The sequence below is a fragment of the Muricoccus harenae genome (assembly GCF_009848505.1).
Taxonomy (GTDB): Bacteria; Pseudomonadota; Alphaproteobacteria; order Acetobacterales; family Acetobacteraceae; genus Roseomonas; species Roseomonas harenae.
The window spans coordinates 98088-122945 of the sequence record NZ_WWDL01000007.1 but is presented as its reverse complement, the minus strand read 5'-3'; the positions used below and the strand labels follow the sequence as shown (position 1 = coordinate 122945).

Here is a 24858-nt window from a genome sequence, read left to right as displayed (position 1 = left end):
GCGCGGTAGCCCGGCATGTCCGACGCCTCCATTCTTGTCTCCACCTCGCCCGGGGAGCGCCGTGTCGCGCTCTGGCGGGATGGCGCGCTTCAGGCGGCCTTCATCGAGCGGCCGTCCCGGCCCGATGGAGTCGGCGACATCCATATCGGCCGCATCGCGGCCCGCATGCCCGCCCTGTCCGGCGCCTTCGTTGCGCTGGAGGGAGGGGTCAGCGGCTTCCTGCCTGATGCCCAGGGCGGCGAGGGGCGGCACGAGGGCAGTTTCCTGCCGCTGCGCGTTACCCGTGCGGCCCAGGGGGGCAAGGGACCGCGCCTGGCCGGGACCGGCCTGCCCAAGGACCTGCCACGCGAAGGTCCTCCCCGCCTGCTGCGCCACGGTCCGGACGCCGCGCTACGGCTGGCGGCGGCGCATCCTTCCGCCCCTATCTTGTCCGACCACCCTGGCGAGGCGGCCCGCCTGCGGCAGGCCCTGGGCCCGGACCGCTTGCGCCTGCTGCCTCACCCGGCCTTCGACGAGGCCGTGGAGGCGGAGTTCGACCAGTTGGCCTCCCCCGAGGTGCCCTTGCCGGGCGGCGGGCGGTTGCTGATCCATCCGACCCCGGCGCTTACGGCGCTAGACGTGGACACGGGTGCCGCCGCCGGCCGCGATTCGGGTGCGCATCGCGCGGTGAACGCGGCCGCCCTCGCGGAGGCCGCGCGGCAGATCCGGCTGCGCCACCTGGCGGGGCCGATCCTGCTGGATCTGGCGGGAGGGTCCGCGAAGTCGCGCGCGGCTCTGCTGCCGGCGCTTCGCTCGGCCGCCAGCGGGGATCCGCTGCTGCGGGTAGTGGGGCTGACCGGCCTCGGGCTGATGGAGATGGTCCGCACGCGCATTCACCCGCCGCTGCATGAGGTGCTGGGGCATCCGCTGTCTCCCCTCGCGCACGGCCTCGCGGCGCTGCGTCAGGCGATGCGAGAGGCGGCTTCGCGCCCCGGCTCGGCGCTGTCCCTGCGGGCGCATCCGCGCGTGCTAGCGGCGCTGCGCGAGCTTCCCGGGGCGCTGGAGCACTTCTCCGCCCAGGCGGCGCACCCCATCTCCCTCGTGACCGATCCGGCCCTTGCGCCGGGAGAGGAAGTGATCGAGGACGCCCTGCCCCGTGCCCGTTGAGAAGACCCCCGCCTGCCCCGTCTGCGGCAAGCCCACCCAGCATGCCACGCGGCCCTTCTGCTCAGTCAGATGCAGGAACGTGGATCTCGGCCGTTGGATGGGCGGCGCCTATGCCATTCCGGCCGGGCCCGCGGACGAGGCAGATGACGAGGCGGAACGATGACGCGGCCCCTGGACAGGTACGCACGCATCGTCTATCCCCCGCGACCTCTGCCGGCGGCAACTGCCGCTTCGCTTGGGCCCAGGTAGCTCAGTTGGTAGAGCATGCGACTGAAAATCGCAGTGTCGGTGGTTCGATTCCACTCCTGGGCACCATTCTCTTCTAACTAATCAGTAGCTTAGTAGAGCACCCCTCCGGGGGTTGAGGGTCAGACGTGCTAGCACAATTCTAGCACAGCAGGTTTTTTTTAGGCCTTCTTTTTCAGCGCCCTGCCGAGCAGCCAGAATGCTGCTAGCACAGAGCTAGCACGGCGGCCCCAGTGGTCCTCCACAGGGGTGCGACGGCTTCCATCGTGGCTGTCTGCCTGCATCATTGCCGATGGCTCGATGAGCTCGCTTCCAGTACAGCCTTCCGTGGCTGCAGGCTCCCTTGCCTTGCCCATGGTGTTGCGACAGGCATCTTTTGCGATCCGAACGATATGCACGAGCGTTGAAGGCTCTGACCGCCCTGCCTCGGCGCAGGGTGTGGGCCGTGATGATGACCTGCTGGGCGATCTGCTCCGGCGCGGCCTGGTTCACCGCCGAGCGCTATGCCCGCCGTGTGGAGGAGGAGGCCAAGGCCGCTGCTTGGTCGCGGGCCGAAGTGGCCACCGAGACGATCGAGCAGAGCCTGCTCCGCACCTTCGAAGCCGTGGAGGGCCTGCACGACCTGGCGCAGGCTCGCCAGCAGCTCCTGGAAGCCGGCGATCGCAGTGGGGTTGATGCCATCGAGGCACAGCTCATCAACATCGCTCGGCGAGGCCGGTTCGGCGTGCTCCAGGTCGGCATCATCGAACGCGAAGGTCGGCTGGCCTGGTCGTCCGTGCCCGACTGGCAAGCTGTCGACCTCAGTGATCGCGAGCATTTCCGTGTTCATCGGGAAGGGCGCCGGGAACTTTTTATCAGCGCGCCTGTGGTCGGCCGCGTCTCGAACCAGTGGAGCGTGCAGGTCACACGTCCGCTCCGGAGCTTGGCAGGAGACTTCGCCGGGGTCGCCGTGGTCTCAATGGACCCTGTGGAGCTCTCGCAGCAACTCGCGGCCCTGCAGTTCGGTGCTGGCAGCAGCGCAACCGTCCTGCGGCAGGATGGGATCATTATTGCCCGGAGCCGGGATGTGCTGCAGGCACTTGGCCAGGTGATCCCGTCGGAGGCAGCCTTGAGGCAGGCGCTCGAAGCCTCACCGACAGGCCGCCTATGGATCCCCCGCAGTGTTTTCGATGGCCGCCCGAAGCTGACCGCCTATCGTTCGCCCGCCGGTCTTCCGCTTGTCGTTTCGGTTCTCCTGGACGAGAAGCAGGAACTGGTCCGCACGGCCTTCGTCCGGCCCGCGCTTCGCGGTGCGGCAGGAGGCATCTCGCTGCTGGCCCTTGCCGTCGTCGCCTTGCTGCTGCTGTGGATCGAGCGACAAAGAACGCGGTCGGCGCTGGAACTGGCACGGCACGAACGCGAGGCAGCCCTGGAGCAGCTGGCACAGGCGCAGCGAATGGAGGCGCTCGGGCGGCTAGCCGGAGGCATCGCCCACGATTTTAACAACGTGCTTCAGGCCATTCTTGGGGGTGCGAGGAGCATGCAGCGCCGGCAGAGGGACCCGGAGGCCGTAGAGCGGCTTGCCGGAATGATTGCCGAGGCAGCGGAGCGAGGCGCGTCCGTCACCCGGCGGTTGCTCGCCTTTGCCCGGCGAGGCGAGCTGCGTTCTGTCCCGGTCGATGTTTCAGAGTTGTTGAACGGGCTGCGAGAGGTGCTCACCCATACAATAGGGCCGAATATCCGGGTTCGGATCGAGGCCAGCCCAACCCTGCCGAAGGTCCTAGCCGATCCTGGTCAGTTGGAGACGGTTCTGGTCAATCTAGCCGTCAACGCCCGTGATGCGATGGCTCCACTGGGTGGCGGCGACCTCATTCTTTCCGCAGCGGCGGAAGACAACTGGGCCGATCTGGGAAGCGTGCCAAGCCTCAGGCCAGGCGTCTATCTCCGCCTGGCCGTCACCGACACGGGTACCGGAATGGACGCCACGACTCTGGCGCGCGCCGGCGAACCCTTCTTCACCACCAAGCCGAAAGGCGATGGAACCGGGCTGGGCTTGGCGATGGCCAAGGGCTTCGCAGAGCAATCCGGGGGCGCCCTCAGGATTGAGAGTGAACCCGACCACGGAACGACGATTACGCTTTGGCTGCCCTGCGCGGTCGGGGAAACGGCGGCGGAAGCCAGCCCCGCCCGGACTCCGGCCGGCCCCATCGCGGCAGGACGATCGAGCGAACTTTCGGGACGCATCCTGGTTGTCGATGACGAACCACAGGTTCGTGCTGTCCTGGCGAATGCGCTTCGCGACCATGGGCACCGGGTGGATGAAGCGCAGGATGGCGCAGCAGCGCTCATCCGGCTGGGCCAGTGTGATCTGCTGGTCACCGATCTGGCTATGCCGGGAATGAATGGCCTTGAACTGCTTCGTGCAGCGCGGGAGCGGCGCCCCGGCCTGCCTGCCCTTCTGGTAACCGGCTATGCTGGAGACGCGGACACGGAAGATCTTGCCGAAGCAAGCGGGAAAGGACCTCTGATCCTGTTGCGAAAGCCCATCGATCCTGACGAAGTCGCTGCCCATGCCGCCACGCTGTTGAATGGCGCCGCTGCCTCATAACGGGCCCACCACTCCATTTGGGTACGCGCTAGCCCATGGCCATGGACTGTGGATCTGATCACGGCTTTTAGGCCAGTAGACAGGCGGTGCTGGCAGTGGCGTGTGCTCCGCTCGTGAACCCTGACCGTGGACACCGTCAGTCAAGCCGAATAAGTTGGACACCTCTAAAAACCTCGCGCTTGCTGCGCCGAACTGATTCACTGGCCTCGGTCAGCGGAGACAGCGGCAGTGGCGGATCAGCCGGGCTTCTTCGATGTCGACGAGCGGTATGCGGCCCTCTCTGCCGCGGGCGACCCGCTGGAACGCCTCGCCGCGGTGGTCGACTTCGAGGTCTTCCGCCCGGTGCTGGATGCGGCCCTGGCGCGGTCGGATCGCAGCCGCGGCGGGCGCCCACCCTATGACGCGGTGCGGATGTTCCGCATCCTGGTGCTTCAGGCGCTCTACAGCCTCTCCGACGGGCAGGCGGAGTTCCAGCTGCGCGACCGCTTGAGCTTCATGCGCTTCGCGGGCCTCGGCCTGCACCAGGCAGTGCCGGATGCCAAGACGATCTGGCTTTACCGCGAACGGCTCAAGCAGGCGGGCGCCATCGAAGGGCTGTTCCGCCGCTTTGACTCGGTGCTGGCGGACCAGGGCTTCCTGGCCATGGGCGGGCAGATCATCGACGCCACGATCATCGCCGCGCCGCGCCAGAAGCTTACCCTGGAGGAGAAGGCCATCATCCGGGAGGGCGGTACACCCGCGGACTGGTCTCCAGCCAAGCGGGCACAGAAGGACCAGGATGCCCGCTGGACCCTCAAGCGCGGCAGGGCCAAGCCCAAGTCGGAAGGCACGCCGCGCCAGGCCATCCAGATCGCGGTGCCGGTCTTTGGCTACAAGAGCCACATCGGCATCGACCGGCGGCATGGGCTGATCCGCCGCTGGACGGTGACCGATGCCGCCCAGCACGACAGCCGCAGCTTTCCGGCCCTGCTGGATCCCGGGAACACCGCCAGCCGCGTCTGGGCCGACACCGCCTACCGCACCAAACGCAATCTGGAGGTGCTGGAGAGGCGCGGTCTGAGCGAGCGCATCCAGTTCCGCCGGCCACCGCGCCGCGGGCTCTCCGAACTTCAGGCCAAGGCCAATGCCGCCCGTGCCCGGATCCGCTCCGGCATCGAGCACGTCTTTGCCGCGCAGAAGCATCGCATGGCGCTGTTCGTCCGCAGCATCGGCCTGGCCCGCGCGCAGGTGAAGATCGGCATGGCCAATTTGGCCTACAACTTCACCCGCTTGGCCTGGCTCAGCACCCGAACTGCGCCCGCATAGCTCCGCGACTCCATAAAAAGCGGTGCCGAACACGCCAAGCTCATCATCCAGCACCCTCAGCAGGGGCGCGTCACGACCACAGGCGACCATCCCGCTCACAAAGGCCACTCAGCAGCGGGTACTTCGAGGTGTCCAGCTGTCACAACCACCCACCTTCGCGGAAGGGGTCGAGATTGCTTCCGGGAGAGCATACCAGCCTGCCGCCGGACAGTCTCCTGCGGCTCGACAAGGTCGAACAGGTGGCCCTCTGAGGGGAAGATCGCGCCGTAACGACCGCCCACCGCTGCCCGGACATCCTTCGCTTGGCTGGTCCTCTCGGTGCTGACGAGCTGGTCGATCATGGCCGCCCTTTGGATGATCTCCAAAGATCCACCAAGCGACATTGCCAAGCTTATTCCTGTGGGGCGGCCTGAAAGGGGTGCGGGGAGTATCCGGCTGGACCAGTGCGTCACGCTCCTCTGGCCTGACGATGGATAGGCAGATAACTTCCGTGACGGCTCAGTCCACCCCCACCAAAGCCTGGCCGGCTTGGGCGAGCGGGCGACCTACCACAGCGTCGAGAACGGCCTCCGCATTCCGCAGGTCGATGCGCACAGGCACATGGGTCAACGGCCGCACCTATGGCCTGCAGTTCCACGCCGCGCCCATGTTGGCCGAGGCGATCGGCCGACCTTTAACAGAATCGTGGCTCTGCGCGGCGAGCCTGCGTATCGTTCCTCCAACAACTGGGAGGAAACAGATGCAAATAACCCGTCGCGTGACACTATCTGCGGCAATCGCCGCGCCGTTCGTGCGTCCCGCCGCGGCGCAGGATGCTTGGCCGAACCGCCCCGTTCGCGTCATCGTGCCTTGGCCGCCCGGCGGGTCGACCGACGTGCTTTGCCGGCTGCTTTGCGAGCAGATGCAGCAGAAGCTCGGCCAGTCTTTCGTACTGGAAAACCGCCCGGGCGCAGGCGGTAACATCGGCGCCGATGCCTTAGCCAAGGCCCCAGCCAATGGATACAGCATGGCGCCACTGACGCTCGGCGCCTGGCACATCAACCAGTTCCTCTACAGCAAGCTTCCCTACGACCCGCAGCGCGATTTCCAGCCGATCTCCATGCACTGGGAATTGCCGAACGTCCTGGTCGTCTCGGCCCAGCACAATCCGGCAAACAACTTCCAGGAGTTCGTCGCCTGGGCGAAGGCGCAGCGCGGGGGCATGAGCTACGGCTCCCCGGGCGTCGGCACCACCGCGCATCTCAGCGGGGCGCTGTTCACGAACCGTCTCGGCATTGACGGCACTCACGTGCCGTTCCGGGGCGCGGCGCAGATCATCCCCGCAATGCTGGCCGGCGACCTGAACTGCGCAATGGACAACCTCGCCAGCTATGTGCCCGTCATCCAGGAAGGCCGCATGAAGGCTTTCGTGATCACGGGCGCTGAACGCTGGCCGACCCTGCCCGACGTCCCGGTCATGGCAGAGGTGGGGGTGCCCGACTTCGTGGTTACCAGCTGGTGCGCCATGGCTTTTCCCGCAGGCGTCCCCGCTCCGATCGTGGAACGTGCTGCGGCGACGATGCGTGAGATCGGCCAGGACGCGGCAATGCAGGAGCGGTTCTTACGCGCCGGCGCCCGCTGCGTATGGAGCACCCCTGCCGAGGTGAGCGCCCGCGTCGAACGCGAGCGACCAATGTGGCGGGAGGTGGTGCGAATCTCCGGCGCACGGTTGGAATAGAAACGGGGGCATAACCGAGTTCTGGGCGTCAGGGGCGGATGGTAGCGTCTCTTGTTCCTGACGACCTCTCGGCGGTGATATCAGTCGCGTCGCAGCCTGCTCGTAATTGCCAGTGCGGGCCAATAAGGTGATCTTATCCGGCCATGGATCGCCGAAGCGGTACGCTTCCCGCACAGCCGGAGCACCGGGCTTGTGTTCACCGCTTTTCATTGCCCGAGAAACTCCCTCACAGTCAGTCTGGCCAGGGCCTGCAACGAGACCCTCCTTGCTTTGGCAGACGCTCCCGCTCCAAGCCGTACACACGGCAAATACCCTCCTGGAAGCCCGAACCGGCTAACCTTCGGCAGCACTTTTCAGCACCCTGCCAGACACAAGGGAATCATGGGCATCCGCCTCGCGACCACCCGAAGCAGGCCGCAACGGTCCCTGCCTTACGAGGGACCCGTCGGGGCCACCCTGCCCGGGTCAGCGCCTCTGCCGCCCAGAGGCTACCCACGCCGAATGCTACCGCAGCAACCAGGGCGACAACGAGCCCGAAGCAGAGTGGCCTTTTGTATCAGCCTTCCGCGATCTGCCGTGTGCTCTCGCCGTAGAGGATGAGCTGGGTTGAGTAGGCCAGGGCAAAGGCCAACCCGACGGCAAACACATCTGAGCCATAGGCTATCTGCGGCCACTGGATATCCGAGAGGATACGAGGTGCAGCCGGCTTGCTGGCGAGGTTTCCGAGACCGGCTTGCTGGCGAGGTTTCCGAGATACGTCAGGACAGCCACTGCGGCGCCGCCGTTAATCAGGCCAAGCATGTTCAGGGCTTCGAGGCCGATCGTGATCAGCCCTGGAATGTCTCGGTCCCGTGGGTATTGTCCCAATCCGCCAGCGCGCCCTCACCTTTGCTATTCACTGGTGAAAAGCAAGTGACATCGGACTGCTGTGTCGGCCGAGGTTCAAGGCAGATTGCGGGGTGATTGTAGGGTGCGGGAGTAGGACCTCGCAAAAACCCAACAACATCAACGCCGGTTGGCGTCCCCAAGGGGATTCGAACCCCTGTTACCGCCGTGAGAGGGCGGTGTCCTAGGCCTCTAGACGATGGGGACGTGGCCTGCGGGAGGCGGCCTTCTATCCGCGAAGTGCAGAGGGATCAACCCGGGCCCCGCCGCTTTTTCAAACTCTTTTTCCGCACCAACTTGAGGCCGCCGCATACCGGCACCCCACCCTCACTCCCCCACCCGGATCTCCCCCGCCACCCGTCCGCTCCGCGTATCCAGGATCACCAGCCGGTCCCCATCCGCCCGCTGCACCCAAACCGCCACCCGCCCCTCGGCGCCCGCGGCAATTCCCCCGATCCGCGTTCCGGCCGGCTGCCCGAGCGACATCTCCGCCACGGGCCCGGCCGGCGTGGCAGGAATGGCCTTGCCGGCACGCTGCACGATCATCACAACCAACGTCACGCTGGCGGCGACGATCAGCACCCCCATCCCGATGACGAGAACCTTGAGCGCGCGCACAGAACCCTCCGCTAATTCGGCCGAAACCCTGGAATTCACCGCCACCGCCGAACAGGCCGGAGACCGGCTGGACAGGGCGTTCGCCGGCATGGGCGGTCTCTCCCGGTCCCGCGTCAAGGCGCTGGTGGAAGCCGGCCATGCCGCGCGGGACGGAAAACCCACCGATGATCCTTCCGAATCCCTCCGCCCCGGCGCCCGCTATACGCTGACGGTGCCCCCACCCGAGCCCGCCACCCCCCTTCCTCAGGCCATGCACCTGACCATCCTCTTCGAGGACCGGGACCTGATCGTGCTCGACAAGCCTGCGGGCTTGGTCGTCCATCCAGCCCCCGGCCATGCGGACGGCACGCTGGTCAACGCCATCCTCGCCCATGCGGGGGAGGAGCTGTCCGGCATCGGCGGTGAGAAGCGGCCCGGCATCGTCCACCGGCTCGACAAGGACACAAGCGGGGTCATGGTCGTCGCCAAGTCAGACGCCGCCCACCAGGCCCTCTCCACCGCCTTCGCCGAGCGCGACCTGGAGCGCAGCTACCTCGCCCTCACCTGGGGCACCCCCTCCCCAGCCAACGGTAGCGTGGACGCCCCCATCGGCCGCCACCCAGCCGACCGGAAGCGCATGGCAGTCGTGGCCCGTGGAAAGCAGGCCCTCACCCACTACGCCACCGAACGTGCCTGGGGCACCGCCTGCGCCATGGTCCGATGCCGTCTCGCCACCGGCCGGACTCACCAGATCCGCGTGCATATGGCGCATATCGGCCACCCGTTGGTCGGGGATCCAGTCTATCTCCGCCGGACCCCATCTACCGCACGGGGCCTCCCGGCCACCTCCCGTGACGCGCTGCTGGCCTTCCCTAGGCAGGCGTTGCACGCCCAGTCTCTTGGCTTCCGCCACCCCGTCACCGGCCAGCCCCTGTCCTTCACCTCTCCTTTGCCCACGGACATGGCCGCCCTCATCGTGACCCTCGATGACGGTGTGTAACACGACCGTATCGGTACGGTTTTCCTTGCGTCCGGCCGGCGCATAGATTACAAGCTCGTCAGCTTTCGCCGCTGGGCGCCGCGTAAGGGCTCTGCAAGGAACTTCGGCCAATCTCCTTTCGCGACCGCGAAAACCTTGGGGACGGCAGGCGTTTCTAAGAGGCTCTAGGGCCCAGCGCGCGAGAGTGAGGCACGGTCCTTCGTGCCGCTTTTCGACCGTCCGCGCGCCCGCCAACCCCGGGGGCAGCCCGGCCGGTTCAGGAGGCAAATGCGTTCATGGCTTCCACTTCAATGATTCCCATGGCCCCTGAGGGCAACCTCTCCCGCTACCTGCAGGAGATCCGGAAATTCCCGATGTTGGCGCCCGAGGAGGAGCTGAACCTCGCGAAGCGCTGGCGTGACAACCAGGACGAAGGCGCGGCCCATAAGCTCGTCACGTCTCACTTGCGCCTCGTCGCGAAGATCGCCATGGGCTACCGCGGCTACGGCCTGCCGGTGGGTGAGCTGATCTCCGAGGGCAATGTCGGCATGATGCAGGCCGTGAAGCGGTTCGATCCGGACCGCGGCTTCCGCCTGGCCACCTATGCCATGTGGTGGATCCGTGCCGCGATCCAGGAGTACATCCTGCACTCCTGGTCGCTGGTGAAGATGGGCACCACCGCCGCGCAGAAGAAGCTGTTCTTCAACCTGCGCCGGCTGAAGGGCCAGATGGCCGCCCTTGAGGAGGGCGACCTGAAGCCCGAGCAGGTGGAGAAGATCGCCCGGGTCCTCCAGGTGCCGGAGCAGGACGTGGTCTCGATGAACCGCCGCCTCGCCAGCCCCGACAACAGCCTGAACGCGCCCATCCGCTCGGATAGCGAGGGAGAGTGGCAGGACTGGCTGGTGGATGACAGCGAGAGCCAGGAAGAGGAGCTCGCGGACCGGGAGGACATGACCAACCGCCGCGACCTGCTCAACAGCGCCCTCAGCACGCTGAACGATCGTGAGCGTCACATCCTGATCGAGCGCCGCCTCAAGGATGAGCCGACCACGCTCGAGGAGCTGTCCCAGCAGTACAACATCTCGCGCGAGCGGGTGCGGCAGATCGAGGTGCGTGCCTTCGAGAAGCTGCAGAAGAACATGAAGACCCAGATCGTCGAGCGCAGGCTCGCCGTCGTCTGACCCGGTCCGGATGGAAGTGCAATGGGGCGGCGGAGCAATCCGCCGCCCCATTGCATGTCAGCCCTCGCGCGGTGGGCTGTCCCGCCCGATCAGCAGCAACACCCCGGCAATGCACCCCAGCCCGCCGGCCAGGAACACCGCCGGATAGCCGCCCAGTCCCACGATCAGCCCCGCCAGCGGCGCCGAGAGTCCGACAGCGAGGTCCAAGAAGGCAGAGAAGCTCGCAATGGCCAGCGCACGGCTCGCGGCCGGCACGCGCCGCACCGCATCCACCCCCATCGAGGGGAAGATCAGCGAGAATCCCGCCCCGGTGAGTGTCGCCCCCAGCAGCGCCAGCTCAGCGTTCGGAGCTACCCAGAGCAGTGCCTGCCCCAAGGCCTCCACCACCAGCGACCAGCCCGCGACACGCCGCCCGCCCAGCCCGTCAGGCAAGTGCGAGAAGAACATCCGCACCAGGATGAAGCCGATCCCGAAGCCTGTGAGGGTCAGCCCCGCCCCCGCCCAGCCCCGGCTGCCGAATAGAGGGCGATAAAGCTCCCGAGCACCGCCTGCGGCGCCGTGGCAAGGCTCAGCACGACCCCCTGTCGCCAAACCAGCCCGACCACCCCCAGGAAGGATGCGCGCCCTCCCGTCGCAGCCGGCGCCGCCTCCGCCTGCGAGAGCGCCACGCACAACGCCAGCAATGGCAGCAGGATCGTCGCCACCGCCACGCCCTGGAAGCCGAATCGCCCCATGACGAACAGCCCCGCCGGCGCTCCGAGGCCGAGCGCGGTGAACATGGCGATCCCCTGCCAGGTCATCACCAGCCCGGTGCGCCGCGCCCCCAGCGTCGCGATGCCCCAGCTCATGGCCGAAGTGAGAAACAGGCTCTCCGCCGGCCCCATCATCAGCCGCCCCAGCATCAGCACGGCGATGGAGGCGGTGCGGTCCCCGATAAAGGAGGAGACGAGATAGGCCACCCCCCGCCATTGCTGCCAAAGGCAGCCCAATCTTTGCCGCATATCGCGGCCCACGCCGGTCGATCAGCGCCCCGGCGAACTGCCGGGTCAGGATGGTCGCCAGCGATTGCAGCCCCACCACCCAGCCGGCCGTCACCAGGCTGAACCCCAACTCGTCATGCACGCGCAGCGACAGCACGGGCAATGGCAGCGCGATGGCAAGGAAACCAGCCAGCACAATCGATACGAAGGGCGCAAGCCGCCACGCGGAAGGCGATTCGGGATTCATGCGCAGGGCGCCTCGATCCGGGCTAAACACAGCCCAAGGGCGCGTTGAATGACGCTAACGCTTGCGGGCGGAATGCCGGTCGGCGCCTTCTGCCCGCGCCGCCGCAAACCCGTCAAGCCGCGCTCACCCTTCCTGCGGCGGCTCCGGCCCGCACGCCCACCCCAGGGTGCCGTTGCCCCATCAGCCGCACGCATGCCGCTCATCCGCCACCAGGATTGGCGCTGCAGCATGGAGGCCACCAGATTGGGGGAGAAGGAAATCACGCCATGCCTGACACCAACCCCGCATCCGCCGGCCAGCCCGTCATCGCCCCCGCCGGGCTGCGCATCGGCCATACCCATCTGAAGGTCTCGAATCTGGACCGCGCCCTCGCCTTCTGGCGGGACGTGATCGGGCTGGAGGAAATGGCGCGCTACCCCGGGGCCGTCTTTCTCGCGGCCGGCGGCTACCACCACCACATCGCGCTCAACACCTGGGAAAGCGAGGGCGGCCCGCCCCCGGCCCCGGGCACAACGGGCCTCTACCATGTTGCCTTGGTCTATCCGGACCGCCCCTCCCTTGCCCGCGCGGTGAAGATCGTGCTCCAGGCCGGCATCCAGCTGGACGGCGCATCGGATCACGGCGTCTCGGAAGCAATCTATCTGCGTGACCCGGACCAGAACGGCGTCGAGCTCTATGTCGATCGCGCGCGCGAGGACTGGCCGCGGAACCCGGACGGCTCTTTGGGCATGTTCACCCGCCGCCTCGACCTGCCAGCCCTGCTGGCCGAGGCGAAGGACTGAACCGCCCTCGCTGGTCAGCCCAGCCTGACGACCACCGCGTCGACCGCCGGCGAAGACCCGGCCGCAGCCAGCATCCGCCCGACGCCTGCGGCACAAAAAAGCGCCGGGCCAAGCGGCCCGACGCCTCATCCAATCTCACCGATGATGCGGCGAAAACGGCCGCATCATCGCCCCGCATCAGGGAAAGGTGACGTTGGCCAGGTTGCAGAGATCCACCCCGCGCCGCTCCTCAGCCGCGCGGTCATCATATTCCACGCGGATGTCGTAGTTGCATTCGCCTGCCGGCAGGCGGATGGCGAAGCTGCCGCCCGGCGGCACCACGGCATTGCCCAGCCGGTCCTCGCCCCAACTGCTCTCAGAGCTGGGCGAGGCGCGCAGGACCTGGATCGTCTTGCCTGTTCGGTTCACCAGGTTGAAGGAAGGATTGCCGGTCCGGCCGGAGGTGGTTGGCCCCCGCTTGCCCTCCCCCTGGCCCGGCGAGGCCTGGTTGCCGAAGACCACATCGTTCACCTGGCAGGTATTGGTCGCCCGCCGCTCCTCCGAGCGCCCCCCCGCATAGACCACGCGGATATCGTTGGAGCATTGCCCCACGGGCAGCCGCACCGGGAAGGACCGCCCGCTCTCAAGCACGTTGTTCCCCAGCAGGTCCTGCCCCCAGGTGTTCAAATCCGCGGAGGAGACATAGAGCTCCTGGATCGTCTGGCCCGACCGGTTGACGAGATTGAAGCTCGGGTCGCCCTGCGCCGCGGCAGGCCGGGTCCCCGCAAGAAGGAGGACGGCCAGCGCCAGGATGGCCCGACGCAGAAAGGGCAGCGACATGGGGCGTTTTTCTCCTCTGATTCGGGACGAATCATAGGCCATGCAGCCTGAACGTCCACCAGACAGCATTCCGTGATCCCGCTCCGCTGGAACGCCGCGGGATCGCGCCGCATTCCATGCTCCGGTTCGCTCCAGCCTTCAGGCATTCCAAAGCCCGATGATCTCAGCAGCCCGATGATCTCAGCAGCCCGATGATCTCAGCAGCCCGGTGATCTCAGCAGCCCGGTGATCTCAGCAGCCCGGTGATCTCAGCAGCCCGGTGATCTCAGCTCCGGGCTAAAGTCCGGGCCGCATCCGTCCGGGGTTCAGCCGCCCCGCAGGATCCAATGCCGCCTTCACCCGCGCGGAGAGCGCGGCCAGGGCCGGCACCTCCGCGGGCATGGCGGGCAGCACCGCGCGCAGCGGCTCAGGGGCGCGGAACAGGGTGAAGACGCCCCCGGCATCCCGCGCCGCATCCATCACCGCCGCATGCGTCTCCTCCGAGGCTGGCCCCGCCACCCAGATCAGCCCGCCGCCCCAGTCCAGCAGCAGCCGCGCCTCGAAGGCGCCGCGCAGCGCCGCCGCCACACCAGGCGCCGCGGAGGGCCGTACGGAGACGCGCCACACCGCCTCGCCCGCCTGCGAGTGCAGCGGCGCCACGTCGCGGATGGCGCTCCACAGCCGGCGTGATGCGACCTCCTCCACCACCCGGCTTCCTGGAAGCGCCGCGCGCAGACGCTCCGTCCGATAGGTCACCGAAGCCTCGACATCCTCCAGCCGCAGCAGCGCCGCCGGCCCCTCGATCCCGCCCGCCGACATCCCCGCCGGCAGCATCGCCGCCCCGGTGACGCCATAAGGGCTCGTCAGCCCCGCCGAGAGCGCCGCCACCCCAGCAACCTCATCCGCCACCGGCACCACCAGCGTGGCCGTGCGCTCCGGCAGCGGTCCCACCTTCAGCGTCACCTCGGTGATAACGCCCAGCGTGCCGTGGCTGCCCGCCAGCAGCTTGCACAGGTCCAGCCCCGTGACGTTCTTGTGCACCCGTCCGCCGGAGCGCAGCACCTCGCCCTCTCCGTTCACGAAGCGGATGCCCAGCACCGTGTCGCGCAGCGCGAAGCCCGTGATCCGGCGCGGGCCGGAGAGATTGGCCGCCACCAGCCCGCCGATCGTCGGCGGCGGCGCCTCGGCCACCCCCATCATCGCCCGCAGGTCCGGCGGCTCGGCCACCAGCATCTGGCCATGCGCGGCCAGCGCCGCCTCGATCTCCGGCAGGGTCGTCCCGGCACGCGCCGAGATCACCATCTCCTGCGGCCGCTGCAGCGTGATGCCTGTCAGATTGCGGGTGGACAGGGTACGCGCCGCCTGCACCGGCCGCAGCATGCCGCGCTTGCTGCCATTCCCCTCGATCACCAGCGGGGCGGCGGCGTTGCGCAGCGCGGTGGCAATCCCCTCCTCCGTCCCCGGCGCCATGTCCGGGACCTCCAGCACGGCACTCATTCCGTGGCGGCGAGGATGGGCCCGAGAGCCGGGTTGTCCTCCAGCGGGAACACCTTGGCCGGGTTCAGCAGCCATTCCGGATCAAAGGCCGACTTGATGCGGCGCTGCTGCGCCAGCTCCGGCCGCGTGAACTGCACGCCCATCAGGTCGCGCTTCTCCACGCCGACGCCATGCTCCCCCGTCAGGCAGCCGCCCACCTCGACACAAAGCTTCAGGATATCTGCCCCGAAGGCCTCCGCCTTGTGGAAGCTCTCCGGATCATTGGCGTCGAACATGATCAGCGGATGCAGGTTCCCGTCCCCGGCATGAAACACATTCGCCACGCCCAGTTCGTAAGCCTCGCTCAACTCCCCGATCCGCCGCAGCACATGCGGCAGCTCGCCCGTCGGGATGGTGCCGTCCATGCAGAGATAGTCGGGCGAAATGCGTCCCACCGCCCCGAACGCGCCCTTGCGGCCCTTCCAAATGGCCAGCGATTCCTCCGCGCTCGTCGCCACCCGCGTGGAGATCGGATCGAAGCGCGCGCAGATGTCGCGGATCTTGGAGAGAAGCGCGTCCTGCTCCTCCAGGCTGCCCTCCACCTCGATGATCAGCATCGCCTCCGCATCCAGCGGATAGCCTGCATGGGCGAAGGCCTCGCAGGCATGGATGCAGGGCTTGTCCATGAATTCCAGCGCCACCGGGATCACGCCCGAAGCCATGATGGCATCCACCGCAGCGCCGGCCACCTCGATCCCGCCGAAGGCCGCCAGCATCGCCCGCTGCCCCTCGGCCGCGCGCAGGATGCGCACCGTCACCTCGGTCACGATGCCGAGCTGCCCCTCGCTGCCGGTGATGATGCCAAGCCAGTCATAGCCGGCCGCATCCAGATGCGTGCCGCCGATATCGATCACTTCGCCCTCGATGGTGACGAACTTCACGCCGAGCAGGTTGTTCGCCGTCACCCCGTATTTCAGGCAATGCGCGCCGCCCGAATTCATCATCACGTTGCCGCCGATCATGCAGGCGAGCTGGGAGGACGGATCGGGCGCGTAGAAGAATCCGTCCGCCTCCACCGCCTTGGTGATCCCGAGATTGGTGACCCCGGCCTCCACCACCGCCAGCCGGTCCGCGAGGGACACATCCAGGATGCGGTTCATCCGCATCATCCCGATCACCACGGCATCAGCCAGCGGCAGGGCACCGCCCGAAAGGCTGGTCCCGGCCCCGCGCGGCACGACCCGCACGCCATTCTCGTGGCAGAAGCGCAGCACGGCGGCCACCTGCGCCGTAGAGGTCGGCAGCACCACCGCCAGCGGCGGCTGCCGGTAAGCCGAAAGCCCATCCGTCTCATAGGGCCGCAGCCGCAGCGCCTCGGAGATCACGCCATCCCCCGGGACGAGGGCGCGCAGCCCGGCCAGGATCTCCTGGCGGCGGCCCAGCACATCGGGTTTCGGTGCGGGCAGGGCGATCATGGGTGTTCCTCCGGCTGAGGCGCAGGATGGGATCGCCGGCCCTGCAGGGCAAGCGCGCGCAGGGCACTCAACCCGCTTGCCGCGCCACCTTCAGCCGCTCGGCCAACTCCTCCCGCCGATAGGGCTTGGTCAGGATCGGCACGTCCACCGGCACGCTGTGCTCGCCCAACGCCTCGTCGGTATAGCCCGATGTGAGCAGCACCCGCAGCCCGGGCCGCAGCCGCTCCGCCTCCACCGCCAGCTGCACGCCATTCATCCCGCCCGGCATCACCACATCCGAGAACAGGATATCCACCCGTTCCTCGCCCCGCAGCCGCTCCAGCGCCTCCGAGGCGTCGCGTGCCGCCAGCACCCGGTAGCCCAAGTCGGTGAGATTCTCGACCACGACGGCCAGCACCGCCGGCTCATCCTCCACCGCCAGCACCGTCTCGCCCGCCTCGGCCCGCCGCAGCTGAGAGGTCACGCCAGTACTGACCGGAACGACCGGCTGGACGCTTTCCGCGCGCGGCAGCCAGATCTCGACAACCGTGCCACGACCGAGCGCCGAGGCAATCTCCACCTCCCCGCCCGAGGCCCGCGCAAAGCCGTAGACCTGGCTCAGCCCCAGGCCGGACCCCTTACCGAACTCCTTGGTGGTGAAGAAGGGCTCGAAAGCCTGGGCGCGCGTCGCCTCGTCCATGCCGCAACCATCATCGGAGACCGAAACCACCACGAAATGGCCCGGCGACAGCCCCGCTGGCGTCAGGCGAGAACCGCGCCCCAGCGCCACGTTGCGTGTCCCGATGGTGATCCGGCCGCCCTGCGGCGGCATGGCGTCCCGCGCATTGACGACGAGGTTGAGCACCGCCGCCTCGAACTCGCCTGGGTCGATCCGCGTCGGGTGCAGCGCCGGATGCAGCGACAGCTCGAGCGCCACCGTCTCCCCCAGCGCCCGCCGCGTCAGCGGCTCGAAATCCAGCAGCGCGACGTTCAGGTTCATCGTCTCCGGCCGCAGATTCTGCCGCCGCGCGAAGGTCAGCAACTGTCGCGTCAGCCGTGCCCCGCGCTGCGCCGCCTCCAGCCCGGCATCCGCCAGCTTCATCACCCGCGCATGGTCCTGAGGCCGCCGGCGGATCATGTCGAAGCCGCTGGTGACGACCATCAGCAGGTTGTTGAAGTCATGCGCGATGCCGCCGGTCAGCCGACCCACCGCCTCCAACTTCTGCGCCTGGCGCAGCGCCGCCCCGGCCCGCGCCGCCTCCTCGGCGGAAGCCTCCGCCCGGATGCGCAGCGCATCGACCTCGTGCAGATAGGCCCAGAGGATAACGAAGGCCGAGACCAGTGCCTCAATCCGCCCCACATACCAGCCGACCGAGCCGCGTGTTGCACCGCTCAGCGTGAGGAAGTTGTCCAGCACCAGCAGGACAAGGGAGACGGTGATCCAGAGGTCGAGCACCGTCTGCCGGCCCCGCGTCGCGCGCCAGACGAGAAGCAGGGCCAGCACCGTCAGCACCTGCAACGCCGGCCCCACGCCCGAAGTGGTCAGCACCCAGAAATCATCCCCCGCCGCCAGGTCCGGCAGCCAGGGCAGCCCCCAGGTCGCGATCAGGGCCGCGCCTCCGGCGGCCGCCAGGGCCAACAGCACTGCCACGGCGGAGGCTACCCGGCCGACCGGCGGCCTGACCACCAGTGGCTTCCCGCCGCGCAGCGCCAGCGCATAGGCCAGAGCGCAGGCAGGGGGGCCGAAATGCCAGAAGGTCCAGAGCCAGGTCGTGGTATGCGGCCCGTTCCCGAGCACGCGGCCATTCGCCACCAGCCCTGGGAAGCTCAGCAGATGCAGCAGGACGATGGCGGCGGTGTAGAGCGTGCCGCCCGCAATGAGCAGCAGCGGCAGCGAGCGTGCCCGCCGGAACTGAGCGAAGAGCACCCAGGCACCCAGCCCATAGGCCACGACGAGCGCCGTCTGGTTAACGAGAACGAAGCCAGGCAACACCGGCCCCGGCTGGGCGGCCACGGGCAGCAGGCACAGGGTCGCGACGATCGCCAGGAAGCAGAGCACCAACGCGGCGCGGCGCTGCCCACGGGGCGCCGGTTCGCTAGCCAGGGAGGCTGGAGTGGATTCGGCCACTATCCCCGTCCCCACCACAACCCCTTGGTGCAGATCGATTCCAAGAAAGCGGCCTTCTGCACGTTCTGGTTGCATCATGGCAGATTTGATGCCGATGTCACCCATGACGCCCCAAGGATCTGCGTATAGCTGAAATGCGAAAAACCGCCGGGGGAGCCCCCCCCGGCGGCGACGCATCGAACCCTGCCCAGGCGGGATAGCCGGGACGGCGCAGGAAGCGCCGCGTACCGGTCGCGCCGCCAGCCCCGAAGGGCCGGCGAGCGCCCTCAGCCCTGGCGGGCCTTCAGGCGGGGGTTCTTCTTGTTCAGCACGTAGAGGCGCCCGCGGCGGCGCACCACCACGCAGTTCTTGTCGCGCGTCTTGGCGGTCTTGAGGGAATTACGGATCTTCATGGGTCCAGCCTGGTGACAGTGCCTGGGCAAGGCATGAGGGGGCGGGGCGACGTGGCCGTCCCCCGGAAGGAGGCGGCGGTATATGGGCAGGACCCGCATGGGTCAACCTTCGCCACCCTGCACGGCGCCACGCGTGGCCGGCGGCCGTCCCCACCGATCGGCAGTAGCCAGCCTGCCCGAGTCCCGCCCAGCCTATCCGAAACGCCTCCAAAAACGTCTCGAAAATGGACTCGATCCCACACGGATCTACCGGGCCCGCCGGCATCCGACGCCGCCTGCTTACGTTCCCGAAAGACCTGGCCCGCAGGGTGGGCCAGCCAGACGGGACCCGCCATGCTCGACCGATTCCGCCTCTTCCTCCGCCGCCTCCGCTATCGCCCGGAACGCCGCTACATGCGCGGCCGTGCCCGATCCTGAAGCCGGCTCAGCTTTCCTCCCGCCCCATCAGCGCCAGCCCCTCGGCCACGGAGACGAACTCGCCGCCGCCGAAGATCCGCTCCTCCCCAAAGCGGCGGGCGAACAGCGCGCGCACGGCGGGCACGAGCGAGGTGCCGCCGGTCAGGAACACCCGGTCCACCGCATCGGCCCCGATCCCGGCATCGGCCAGGGCGGCCTCCACCGCCGCCTCCATCCGGGCCAGGTCCGGCGCGATCCAGGCCTCGAAATCCGCCCGCGCGATCCGCGACTCGATGCTGAAATCCTCGTGCTGGAAGGACAGCACCGCCTCCTCCGCCGAGGACAGCGCCGCCTTGGCCGAGGACACCGCGCGATACAGCGCATAACCCGCCTCGTCCTCGATCAGCCGCACCAGATGGCGCAGCCGCTCCGGATGATCGGCAGTGCGGGCCACCTCCCCGATCTCGCGCAGCGTCTTTGGCCCACGCATGAGCGGCAGCTGGTGCCAGCGGGCGAAGCTCGCATACCAGGCGGGCGGAATCGGCAGCTTCTTGCCCATCACCGAATATTCCCCGCCCTTGCCCAGCAGCGGCGAGACGACATGGTCGATGATCCGCGTGTCGAAGGCATCCCCGGCCAGGCCCACCCCGGCATGGCCCAGCGCCGCCACGCGCCGCGGCGGGCCGGGATCGAAGCGCAGCAGGGAGAAGTCGCTCGTGCCGCCGCCAAAATCCCCCACCAGCACCGTTGCCGGCCGCCCGATCCCGCTGGCGAAGCGGTGCCCGGCCGCCGCCGGCTCCAGTGCCACGGTCACATCGGGCAGCCCGGCACCGGCGAAGCCCTGACGCAGCCGCGCCTCCCCGAAGTCATCGTCCGCCCGATCCCCCACGAAGCGCACCGGCCGGCCCACCACCACCCTGGCGCCCTCCATCTCCGATCCGAAGGGCGCCAGCAGCTCCCGCAGGAACAGGGCGATGAGGGATTCCAGCGTCCAGCGCCGGCCCATGATCCGCGTTTCGGTGAAGCTCTTCTGCGCCAGATAGCTCTTCATCGACATGATGAGGCGGCTGGCCAGCGGCTCGTCGAGATAGGCCTCGATCGCCGCCGGCCCCGCCGCATGGCGCAACGCCCCGCCGCGCGGGTCGGACCAGAAGCACAGGAGAGAGCGGAACACTTCCCCCGTGTCATGCCGCAGCGTCACCGCCTCCCCATTGGCACGGAGCGCGGTGACGACGCTGTTGGTGGTGCCGAAATCGATGCCGATGACGGGTCGCATGGCCGGCCCCTCCGCGAAAAGGGGGCGGGTTCAACCCTGTCCGCGTCCCCCTGGCAAGGGGGTCAGGTGACGAGGGAGTAGATCATCCGGATCGAGGTGATCGCCAGGAACACCGCGAAAGCCCGCTTCAGCGCCAGCGGCGGGATGGTATGCGCCAGATGCACCCCCCAGGGCGTCGCCAGCATGGAGGAGGGCACGATCAGCGCAAAGCCGATCAGGTTCACATAGCCCAGACTAGCCGGAGGCAGCAGCGGATCGCCCCAGCCCGCATAGATGAAGCCGATGGTGGCCGGGATGGCGATGACGATCCCGAAGGCCGAGGCCGTGGCCACCGCCGAGCGGATCGGCGTGCCGAACATGTTCATCAGCGGCACGCCCACCGTGCCGCCGCCGATGCCCATCATGGCCGAGACGCCGCCGATGAAGACACCGAGAACCTGCCGCAGGAAGCCGGTCGGGAAGCTTTCCCGTAGCCGCGCATCCACCCCGGTGAAGCCCATGTTCAGCGCCACCAGCAGCGCGATCACGGCAAAGACCGCCGTCAGGGTCGATCCCTTCACCCAGATCGCGATCACCGTGCCGATCGCCACGCCGATGATCAGCGAGGGGATCATCGCCTTCAGCAGGGGCACGTCCATCGCCCCTCTCGCATGGTGCTTGCGGGCCGATTGGATCGAAGTAGGGATGATGGTGGCCAGCGAGGTCCCGACCGCCAGCTTCATCTGGATCACTTCCGGGATGGAGAGGAAGGGAAACACGTTGAACAGCACCGGCACGATGACGATGCCGCCTCCAACCCCCAGCAACCCCGCCAACGTGCCTGAAACCAGCCCCGTCGCCGCCATCACCGCCGCCAGGGCGGCGATCCAGACAGGGTCATGCATATGGTCCATGGGCAGGTCCTGGGCAGTGGTGGGGAAAGGCGTGGAAGGAATGCGTCGGCCGGAAGAGCCGCGAGGCCGGCTGTAGGCCGGAACGCGGCACCTGTCAGGGGGGAGGCTGGCGCCACCGGACGGTCCGGAGCATCCTCCGTCCCGTGCCGCTCATCACCGATCCCTGGTTCTACGCCCTTGCCGTACCGGGCTTCCTGATCAACGGAATCAGCAAGGGCGGCTTCGCCTCCGGCGCCGGCAACGTGGCGGTCCCGCTCATGGCTACCCTCGTGCCCGCCCCGCAGGCGGCCGGAATCGCCCTGCCCGTTCTCTGCGTCATGGATGTCGCCGGGCTGCGCGCCTGGTGGGGGAAATGGAGCACGCGGGAGATGCGCGCCCTCCTGCCATCCGGCATCCTCGGCATCGCCATCGGCTCCCTCGCCTTCGGCCTCTTCTCCGCCCAGGGCATCAGCCTGCTCCTCGGGCTGCTGACGCTGGGCTTCCTCGCCCGCTCCCTCTGGCAGCGCCTGCGCGGCCTGCTGCCGCCCCCCGCCGCCCCCAACCGCATCAAGGCCTGGATCTGCGGCGCGGCCTCGGGCCTGACCAGCACCCTCGCCCATTCCGGCGGACCGCCGCTGGCCATCTATCTCTATCCGCTGCGGCTCGACCGCCAGAAGCTGGCCGCCACCACCACCGTCTTCTTCGGGGTGATGAACTACACGAAGCTCCTGCCCTACTGGGGCCTCGGCCTGCTCGACTGGACCAACATCCTCACCAGCCTCCTCCTTGTCCCGGTCGCCCCCATCGGCGTCTATTTCGGCATCTGGCTCCAGCGGCGGATCACGGACAGAACCTTCTACAACGTGGTCTATGTGCTGCTGGCGATCACCGGCGCAAAACTGGTCTGGGACGGGCTTTCCTGATGGCGAATGAAAAAATGCAGGGCGACAGGATCCTGGGCGTCCTCGGCGGCATGGGCCCCTTGGCCAGCGCCGAGTTCATGCGCCAGCTCACCCTCCTGACCCCGGCCGAGCGGGACCAGGACCATATCCCCACCATCCTCTGGTCCGACCCCCGCGTGCCTGACCGCACCGCGGCGCGCCAGGGGTGCGGCCCAGACCCCCTGCCTGCCCTCATCCGCGGCATACGCGGGCTGGAAGCCGCCGGCTGCGGAGCCATCGCCATCCCCTGCAACACCGCCCATGGATGGATCGACGGCATGCGCGCCGCCACCCGCCTGCCCGTCCTCGACATCGTCGAGGCCGCCGCCGATGCGCTGCGCGTCCAGGGCATCGGCCCCGGCCCCATCGGTGTCATGGGCACAGCCGCCACCCTCGCCATGGGGCTCTATCAGAACGGGCTGCGCGGGAATGGCTGGGAGGTCTCGGTCCCGACCGAGGAGGAAATGGCCCGCTTGGTCTCACCCGGCATCGCCCTGGTGAAGGCCAACCGCGTGGCCGAATCCCATGCCCCGCTGGCCGCGGCCGCTCAGGCCCTCGCCGCCCGGGGAGCCCGCGCCGTGGTGCTCGGCTGCACCGAGATTCCCCTCGGCATCGCAGCCGGCCCCGCCCAGCCCTTCCCAGTCATCGACACGATCGAGGCCCTGGCGCTTGCCTCCATCCGCTGGGCACGCCCATCCGGTTAGGGCCGCGCCCTCGCTCCTGGAGGGCCGCAAGAAATCCGCGGCCCGTCGGGAGCCGTAATATCGGGGGCATGACGTAAGGCCACCATGACGCTACCCGCACACGTCTTCGGGGATGGCTTCCGCACGCAGCTGACGGAGTTGTTCCGGTGGCGGCGCGACGTGCGCCATTTCGACCGGAAGCCCGTGCCTTCCCGCCTGCTGCGCGAATTGTTGGACGTGGCAAATCTCGCCCCCTCGGTGGGCCTCAGCCAGCTCTGGCGCTTCGTCCTGGTGGATGACCCATCCCGCCGCGCCGCGATCCGCGCGAGCTTCAAGGCATGCAACGCGCAAGCCCTGTCCGGCCAGGAGCCCGAGCGGGCAGCCCTCTATGCACGGCTCAAATTGGCTGGGCTTGACCAGGCGCCCTGCCATCTCGCCGTCTTCGCCCTGCCCGATCCGGAGCAGGGCCACGGGCTGGCGCGCCGGACAATGCCGGAGACCACGGCCTACTCGGCCGTCATGACCGTGCACACGCTTTGGCTGGCCGCGCGGGCATCGGGCCTTGGCCTCGGCTGGGTTTCCATCCTTGAGCCGGCGAAGGTCGCCGCGGTCCTGGACCTGCCGCCGGGCTGGACCCTCATCGGCTATTTCTGTCTGGGCTATCCGGCGGCGGAACAGGATTGGCCGGAGTTGGAGCGCCTCGGTTGGGAGTCCCGGCAACCCGCCAGTTCCACTCTCATCTTCCGCTAAGCCCCATCCTGATCCTGGCGCCGCCACCAGCGACCCCGCACGCACGCTTGACCCGTCTATTTTATCCAATCTACGTTTTGTCCGCAGCGCAGGAGCTTCCCATGGCGAAGAAGATCGGCTGGCAGGGCGTATTCCCCGCCGTCACCACCCAGTTCCGCGAGGATTTCAGCCTGGACCTCCAGGCCACCCACAAGGTGATCGAGAACCTGGTTCGGGATGGCGTCTCCGGCCTCATCGTCTGCGGTACGGTCGGCGAGAACACCGCGCTCTCCCTCAAGGAGAAGGTGCAGGTGATGGGGGCCGCGAAGGACGCCGCGAAGGGCCGCGTTCCCGTCATCGCCGGCATTGCCGAATTCACCACGGCCTTCGCCTGCGACACGGCGAAGGAAGCCTCGCGCATCGGGCTGGACGGCATCATGGTGATGCCCGCCCTCGTCTATTCCGCGAAGCCGCACGAGACCGCCGCGCATTTCCGCGGCGTGGCCTCTGCCACCGACCTGCCGGTGATGGTCTACAACAACCCGCCCATCTACAAGAACGACGTCACGCCCGACATCCTGGCCATGCTCGCCGATGTCGAGACCATCGTCTGCTTTAAGGAATCCTCGGGCGATACGCGCCGCTTCACCGACCTGCGCAATCTCGTCGGCGACCGCTTCACCCTCTTCGCAGGCCTGGACGACGTGGTGGTGGAAAGCGTGCTGATGGGCGCCGAGGGCTGGGTCTCCGGCATGTCCAACGCCTTCCCGGTTGAGGGCGAGACCCTCTTCCGCCTGGCGCGGGAAGGCCGCATGGCCGAGCTGATGCCGATCTACGAATGGTTCATGCCGCTGCTGCATCTCGATGCGCGCCCGGACCTCGTGCAATGCATCAAGCTCTGCGAGGCCATTATGGGCCGCGGCTCCGCCATCACCCGCCCGCCCCGCCTCGCCCTGCCGGAGAAGGAGCGCGGGGAGGTCGAGGCGATGATGAAGGCCGCCCTCGCCAGCCGCCCCAAGCTGCCGGATGTGGGCCTGCCCAAGGCGGCCTGATTCAGCGCG

At 68.1% G+C, this 24858-nt stretch carries 22 protein-coding genes and 2 tRNA genes; 13 read left to right on the top strand and 11 right to left on the bottom strand.

The window, feature by feature from the left end; translation table 11 throughout:
* Nucleotides 1-15: 15 nt before the first annotated feature.
* From GSE44_RS07665 to GSE44_RS07640, 6 genes are all read left to right on the top strand, one after another.
* Nucleotides 16-1146, top strand: coding sequence for a ribonuclease E/G (locus tag GSE44_RS07665; RefSeq protein WP_159348191.1), 1131 nt, complete (start codon nucleotides 16-18; stop codon nucleotides 1144-1146).
* On the top strand, nucleotides 1136-1309 hold the full coding sequence (gene yacG / locus GSE44_RS07660; protein WP_159348190.1) for a DNA gyrase inhibitor YacG: 174 nt from the start codon (nucleotides 1136-1138) through the stop codon (nucleotides 1307-1309). Before GSE44_RS07665 ends, yacG begins: the two co-directional genes overlap by 11 nt.
* A 76-nt stretch (nucleotides 1310-1385) precedes the next feature.
* Nucleotides 1386-1461 (top strand) — tRNA-Phe (locus tag GSE44_RS07655).
* 535 nt (nucleotides 1462-1996) lie between these two features.
* Nucleotides 1997-3979, top strand: coding sequence for a response regulator (locus tag GSE44_RS07650; protein ID WP_235924616.1), 1983 nt, complete (start codon nucleotides 1997-1999; stop codon nucleotides 3977-3979).
* Between the two features lie 228 nt (nucleotides 3980-4207).
* The gene (locus tag GSE44_RS07645) at nucleotides 4208-5284 is read left to right on the top strand and encodes an IS5 family transposase (protein ID WP_159348188.1); all 1077 of its coding nucleotides are present in this window, start codon (nucleotides 4208-4210) and stop codon (nucleotides 5282-5284) included.
* Between the two features lie 586 nt (nucleotides 5285-5870).
* Complete coding sequence (locus GSE44_RS07640) at nucleotides 5871-7001, top strand: Bug family tripartite tricarboxylate transporter substrate binding protein (RefSeq protein WP_235924615.1); 1131 nt, start codon at nucleotides 5871-5873, stop codon at nucleotides 6999-7001.
* A gap of 1016 nt (nucleotides 7002-8017) precedes the next feature.
* Here the strand turns inward: GSE44_RS07640 and GSE44_RS07635 are convergent.
* Together GSE44_RS07635 and GSE44_RS07630 are read right to left on the bottom strand one after the other, a co-directional pair.
* Nucleotides 8018-8093, bottom strand: a tRNA-Glu gene (locus GSE44_RS07635).
* A gap of 120 nt (nucleotides 8094-8213) precedes the next feature.
* On the bottom strand, nucleotides 8214-8504 hold the full coding sequence (locus tag GSE44_RS07630) for a DUF6476 family protein (protein ID WP_159348187.1): 291 nt from the start codon (nucleotides 8502-8504) through the stop codon (nucleotides 8214-8216).
* Between GSE44_RS07630 and GSE44_RS07625 the strand changes: the two genes are divergently transcribed.
* Nucleotides 8491-9483 (top strand): RluA family pseudouridine synthase, encoded by a 993-nt coding sequence (locus GSE44_RS07625; protein WP_268893631.1) that lies wholly within the window; start codon nucleotides 8491-8493, stop codon nucleotides 9481-9483. The genes GSE44_RS07630 and GSE44_RS07625 overlap by 14 nt on opposite strands.
* A gap of 275 nt (nucleotides 9484-9758) precedes the next feature.
* Nucleotides 9759-10643: an RNA polymerase sigma factor RpoH gene (gene rpoH / locus GSE44_RS07620; RefSeq protein WP_201305972.1), complete on the top strand. Its 885-nt coding sequence runs from the start codon at nucleotides 9759-9761 to the stop codon at nucleotides 10641-10643.
* Nucleotides 10644-10700: 57 nt separating this feature from the next.
* Here rpoH and GSE44_RS25275 read toward each other — a convergent pair whose 3' ends face one another.
* Nucleotides 10701-11090: an MFS transporter gene (locus GSE44_RS25275; protein ID WP_235924617.1), complete on the bottom strand. Its 390-nt coding sequence runs from the start codon at nucleotides 11088-11090 to the stop codon at nucleotides 10701-10703.
* A gap of 38 nt (nucleotides 11091-11128) precedes the next feature.
* Entirely contained in the window at nucleotides 11129-11656 is a 528-nt protein-coding gene (locus tag GSE44_RS25270) for an MFS transporter (RefSeq protein WP_201305970.1), read from the bottom strand.
* Nucleotides 11657-12136: 480 nt separating this feature from the next.
* On the opposite strand from GSE44_RS25270, the gene GSE44_RS07610 reads away from it, so the two are divergent.
* Nucleotides 12137-12652, top strand: coding sequence for a VOC family protein (locus tag GSE44_RS07610; protein ID WP_159348185.1), 516 nt, complete (start codon nucleotides 12137-12139; stop codon nucleotides 12650-12652).
* A gap of 177 nt (nucleotides 12653-12829) precedes the next feature.
* Here the strand turns inward: GSE44_RS07610 and GSE44_RS07605 are convergent, their stop codons facing one another.
* The 7 genes from GSE44_RS07605 to GSE44_RS07575 form a co-directional block, all read right to left on the bottom strand.
* A complete protein-coding gene (locus GSE44_RS07605; RefSeq protein ID WP_159348184.1) occupies nucleotides 12830-13471 on the bottom strand; it encodes a hypothetical protein in 642 nt (213 codons plus the stop codon).
* Between the two features lie 276 nt (nucleotides 13472-13747).
* Nucleotides 13748-14938 carry an FAD-binding protein gene (locus GSE44_RS26190; RefSeq protein WP_408015096.1) on the bottom strand — a complete coding sequence of 397 codons (1191 nt, stop codon included), beginning with the start codon at nucleotides 14936-14938 and terminating at the stop codon, nucleotides 13748-13750.
* 5 nt (nucleotides 14939-14943) lie between these two features.
* The gene (locus GSE44_RS07595) at nucleotides 14944-16401 is read right to left on the bottom strand and encodes an FAD-linked oxidase C-terminal domain-containing protein (protein WP_159348182.1); all 1458 of its coding nucleotides are present in this window, start codon (nucleotides 16399-16401) and stop codon (nucleotides 14944-14946) included.
* Nucleotides 16402-16468: 67 nt separating this feature from the next.
* Nucleotides 16469-18508, bottom strand: a complete 2040-nt coding sequence (locus tag GSE44_RS07590) for an MASE4 domain-containing protein (RefSeq protein WP_201305969.1) — start codon at nucleotides 18506-18508, stop codon at nucleotides 16469-16471.
* A 266-nt stretch (nucleotides 18509-18774) separates the two neighbouring features.
* Nucleotides 18775-18900, bottom strand: coding sequence for a type B 50S ribosomal protein L36 (gene ykgO, locus GSE44_RS07585; protein ID WP_043337704.1), 126 nt, complete (start codon nucleotides 18898-18900; stop codon nucleotides 18775-18777).
* Between the two features lie 424 nt (nucleotides 18901-19324).
* A complete protein-coding gene (locus tag GSE44_RS07580) occupies nucleotides 19325-20572 on the bottom strand; it encodes an Hsp70 family protein (protein WP_159348181.1) in 1248 nt (415 codons plus the stop codon).
* Between the two features lie 62 nt (nucleotides 20573-20634).
* Nucleotides 20635-21465, bottom strand: a complete 831-nt coding sequence (locus GSE44_RS07575; protein ID WP_235924614.1) for a sulfite exporter TauE/SafE family protein — start codon at nucleotides 21463-21465, stop codon at nucleotides 20635-20637.
* A gap of 143 nt (nucleotides 21466-21608) precedes the next feature.
* Between GSE44_RS07575 and GSE44_RS07570 the strand changes: the two genes are divergently transcribed.
* From GSE44_RS07570 to GSE44_RS07555, 4 genes are all read left to right on the top strand, one after another.
* Nucleotides 21609-22367 carry a sulfite exporter TauE/SafE family protein gene (locus GSE44_RS07570; RefSeq protein ID WP_159348180.1) on the top strand — a complete coding sequence of 253 codons (759 nt, stop codon included), beginning with the start codon at nucleotides 21609-21611 and terminating at the stop codon, nucleotides 22365-22367.
* The gene (gene cuyB / locus GSE44_RS07565) at nucleotides 22367-23089 is read left to right on the top strand and encodes a cysteate racemase (RefSeq protein ID WP_235924613.1); all 723 of its coding nucleotides are present in this window, start codon (nucleotides 22367-22369) and stop codon (nucleotides 23087-23089) included. The genes GSE44_RS07570 and cuyB overlap by 1 nt, the downstream gene beginning before the upstream one ends.
* A gap of 84 nt (nucleotides 23090-23173) precedes the next feature.
* Nucleotides 23174-23818 carry a 5,6-dimethylbenzimidazole synthase gene (gene bluB / locus GSE44_RS07560; protein WP_159348179.1) on the top strand — a complete coding sequence of 215 codons (645 nt, stop codon included), beginning with the start codon at nucleotides 23174-23176 and terminating at the stop codon, nucleotides 23816-23818.
* 101 nt (nucleotides 23819-23919) lie between these two features.
* Nucleotides 23920-24849 (top strand): dihydrodipicolinate synthase family protein, encoded by a 930-nt coding sequence (locus tag GSE44_RS07555; protein WP_159348178.1) that lies wholly within the window; start codon nucleotides 23920-23922, stop codon nucleotides 24847-24849.
* The last annotated feature ends 9 nt before the right edge of the window (nucleotides 24850-24858 follow it).

Coding starts and splice junctions, on each gene's coding strand:
- GSE44_RS07580 (WP_159348181.1), bottom strand. CDS start 20,572: ATGCGACCCGTCATCGGCATCGATTTCGGCACCACCAACAGCGTCGTC.
- ykgO (WP_043337704.1), bottom strand. CDS start 18,900: ATGAAGATCCGTAATTCCCTCAAGACCGCCAAGACGCGCGACAAGAAC.
- cuyB (WP_235924613.1), top strand. CDS start 22,367: ATGGCGAATGAAAAAATGCAGGGCGACAGGATCCTGGGCGTCCTCGGC.
- GSE44_RS25275 (WP_235924617.1), bottom strand. CDS start 11,090: ATGTTCTTCTCGCACTTGCCTGACGGGCTGGGCGGGCGGCGTGTCGCG.
- rpoH (WP_201305972.1), top strand. CDS start 9,759: ATGGCTTCCACTTCAATGATTCCCATGGCCCCTGAGGGCAACCTCTCC.
- GSE44_RS07595 (WP_159348182.1), bottom strand. CDS start 16,401: ATGATCGCCCTGCCCGCACCGAAACCCGATGTGCTGGGCCGCCGCCAG.
- GSE44_RS07665 (WP_159348191.1), top strand. CDS start 16: ATGTCCGACGCCTCCATTCTTGTCTCCACCTCGCCCGGGGAGCGCCGT.
- GSE44_RS07640 (WP_235924615.1), top strand. CDS start 5,871: ATGCGCACAGGCACATGGGTCAACGGCCGCACCTATGGCCTGCAGTTC.
- GSE44_RS07575 (WP_235924614.1), bottom strand. CDS start 21,465: ATGGACCATATGCATGACCCTGTCTGGATCGCCGCCCTGGCGGCGGTG.
- GSE44_RS07555 (WP_159348178.1), top strand. CDS start 23,920: ATGGCGAAGAAGATCGGCTGGCAGGGCGTATTCCCCGCCGTCACCACC.
- bluB (WP_159348179.1), top strand. CDS start 23,174: ATGACGCTACCCGCACACGTCTTCGGGGATGGCTTCCGCACGCAGCTG.
- GSE44_RS07605 (WP_159348184.1), bottom strand. CDS start 13,471: ATGTCGCTGCCCTTTCTGCGTCGGGCCATCCTGGCGCTGGCCGTCCTC.
- GSE44_RS07610 (WP_159348185.1), top strand. CDS start 12,137: ATGCCTGACACCAACCCCGCATCCGCCGGCCAGCCCGTCATCGCCCCC.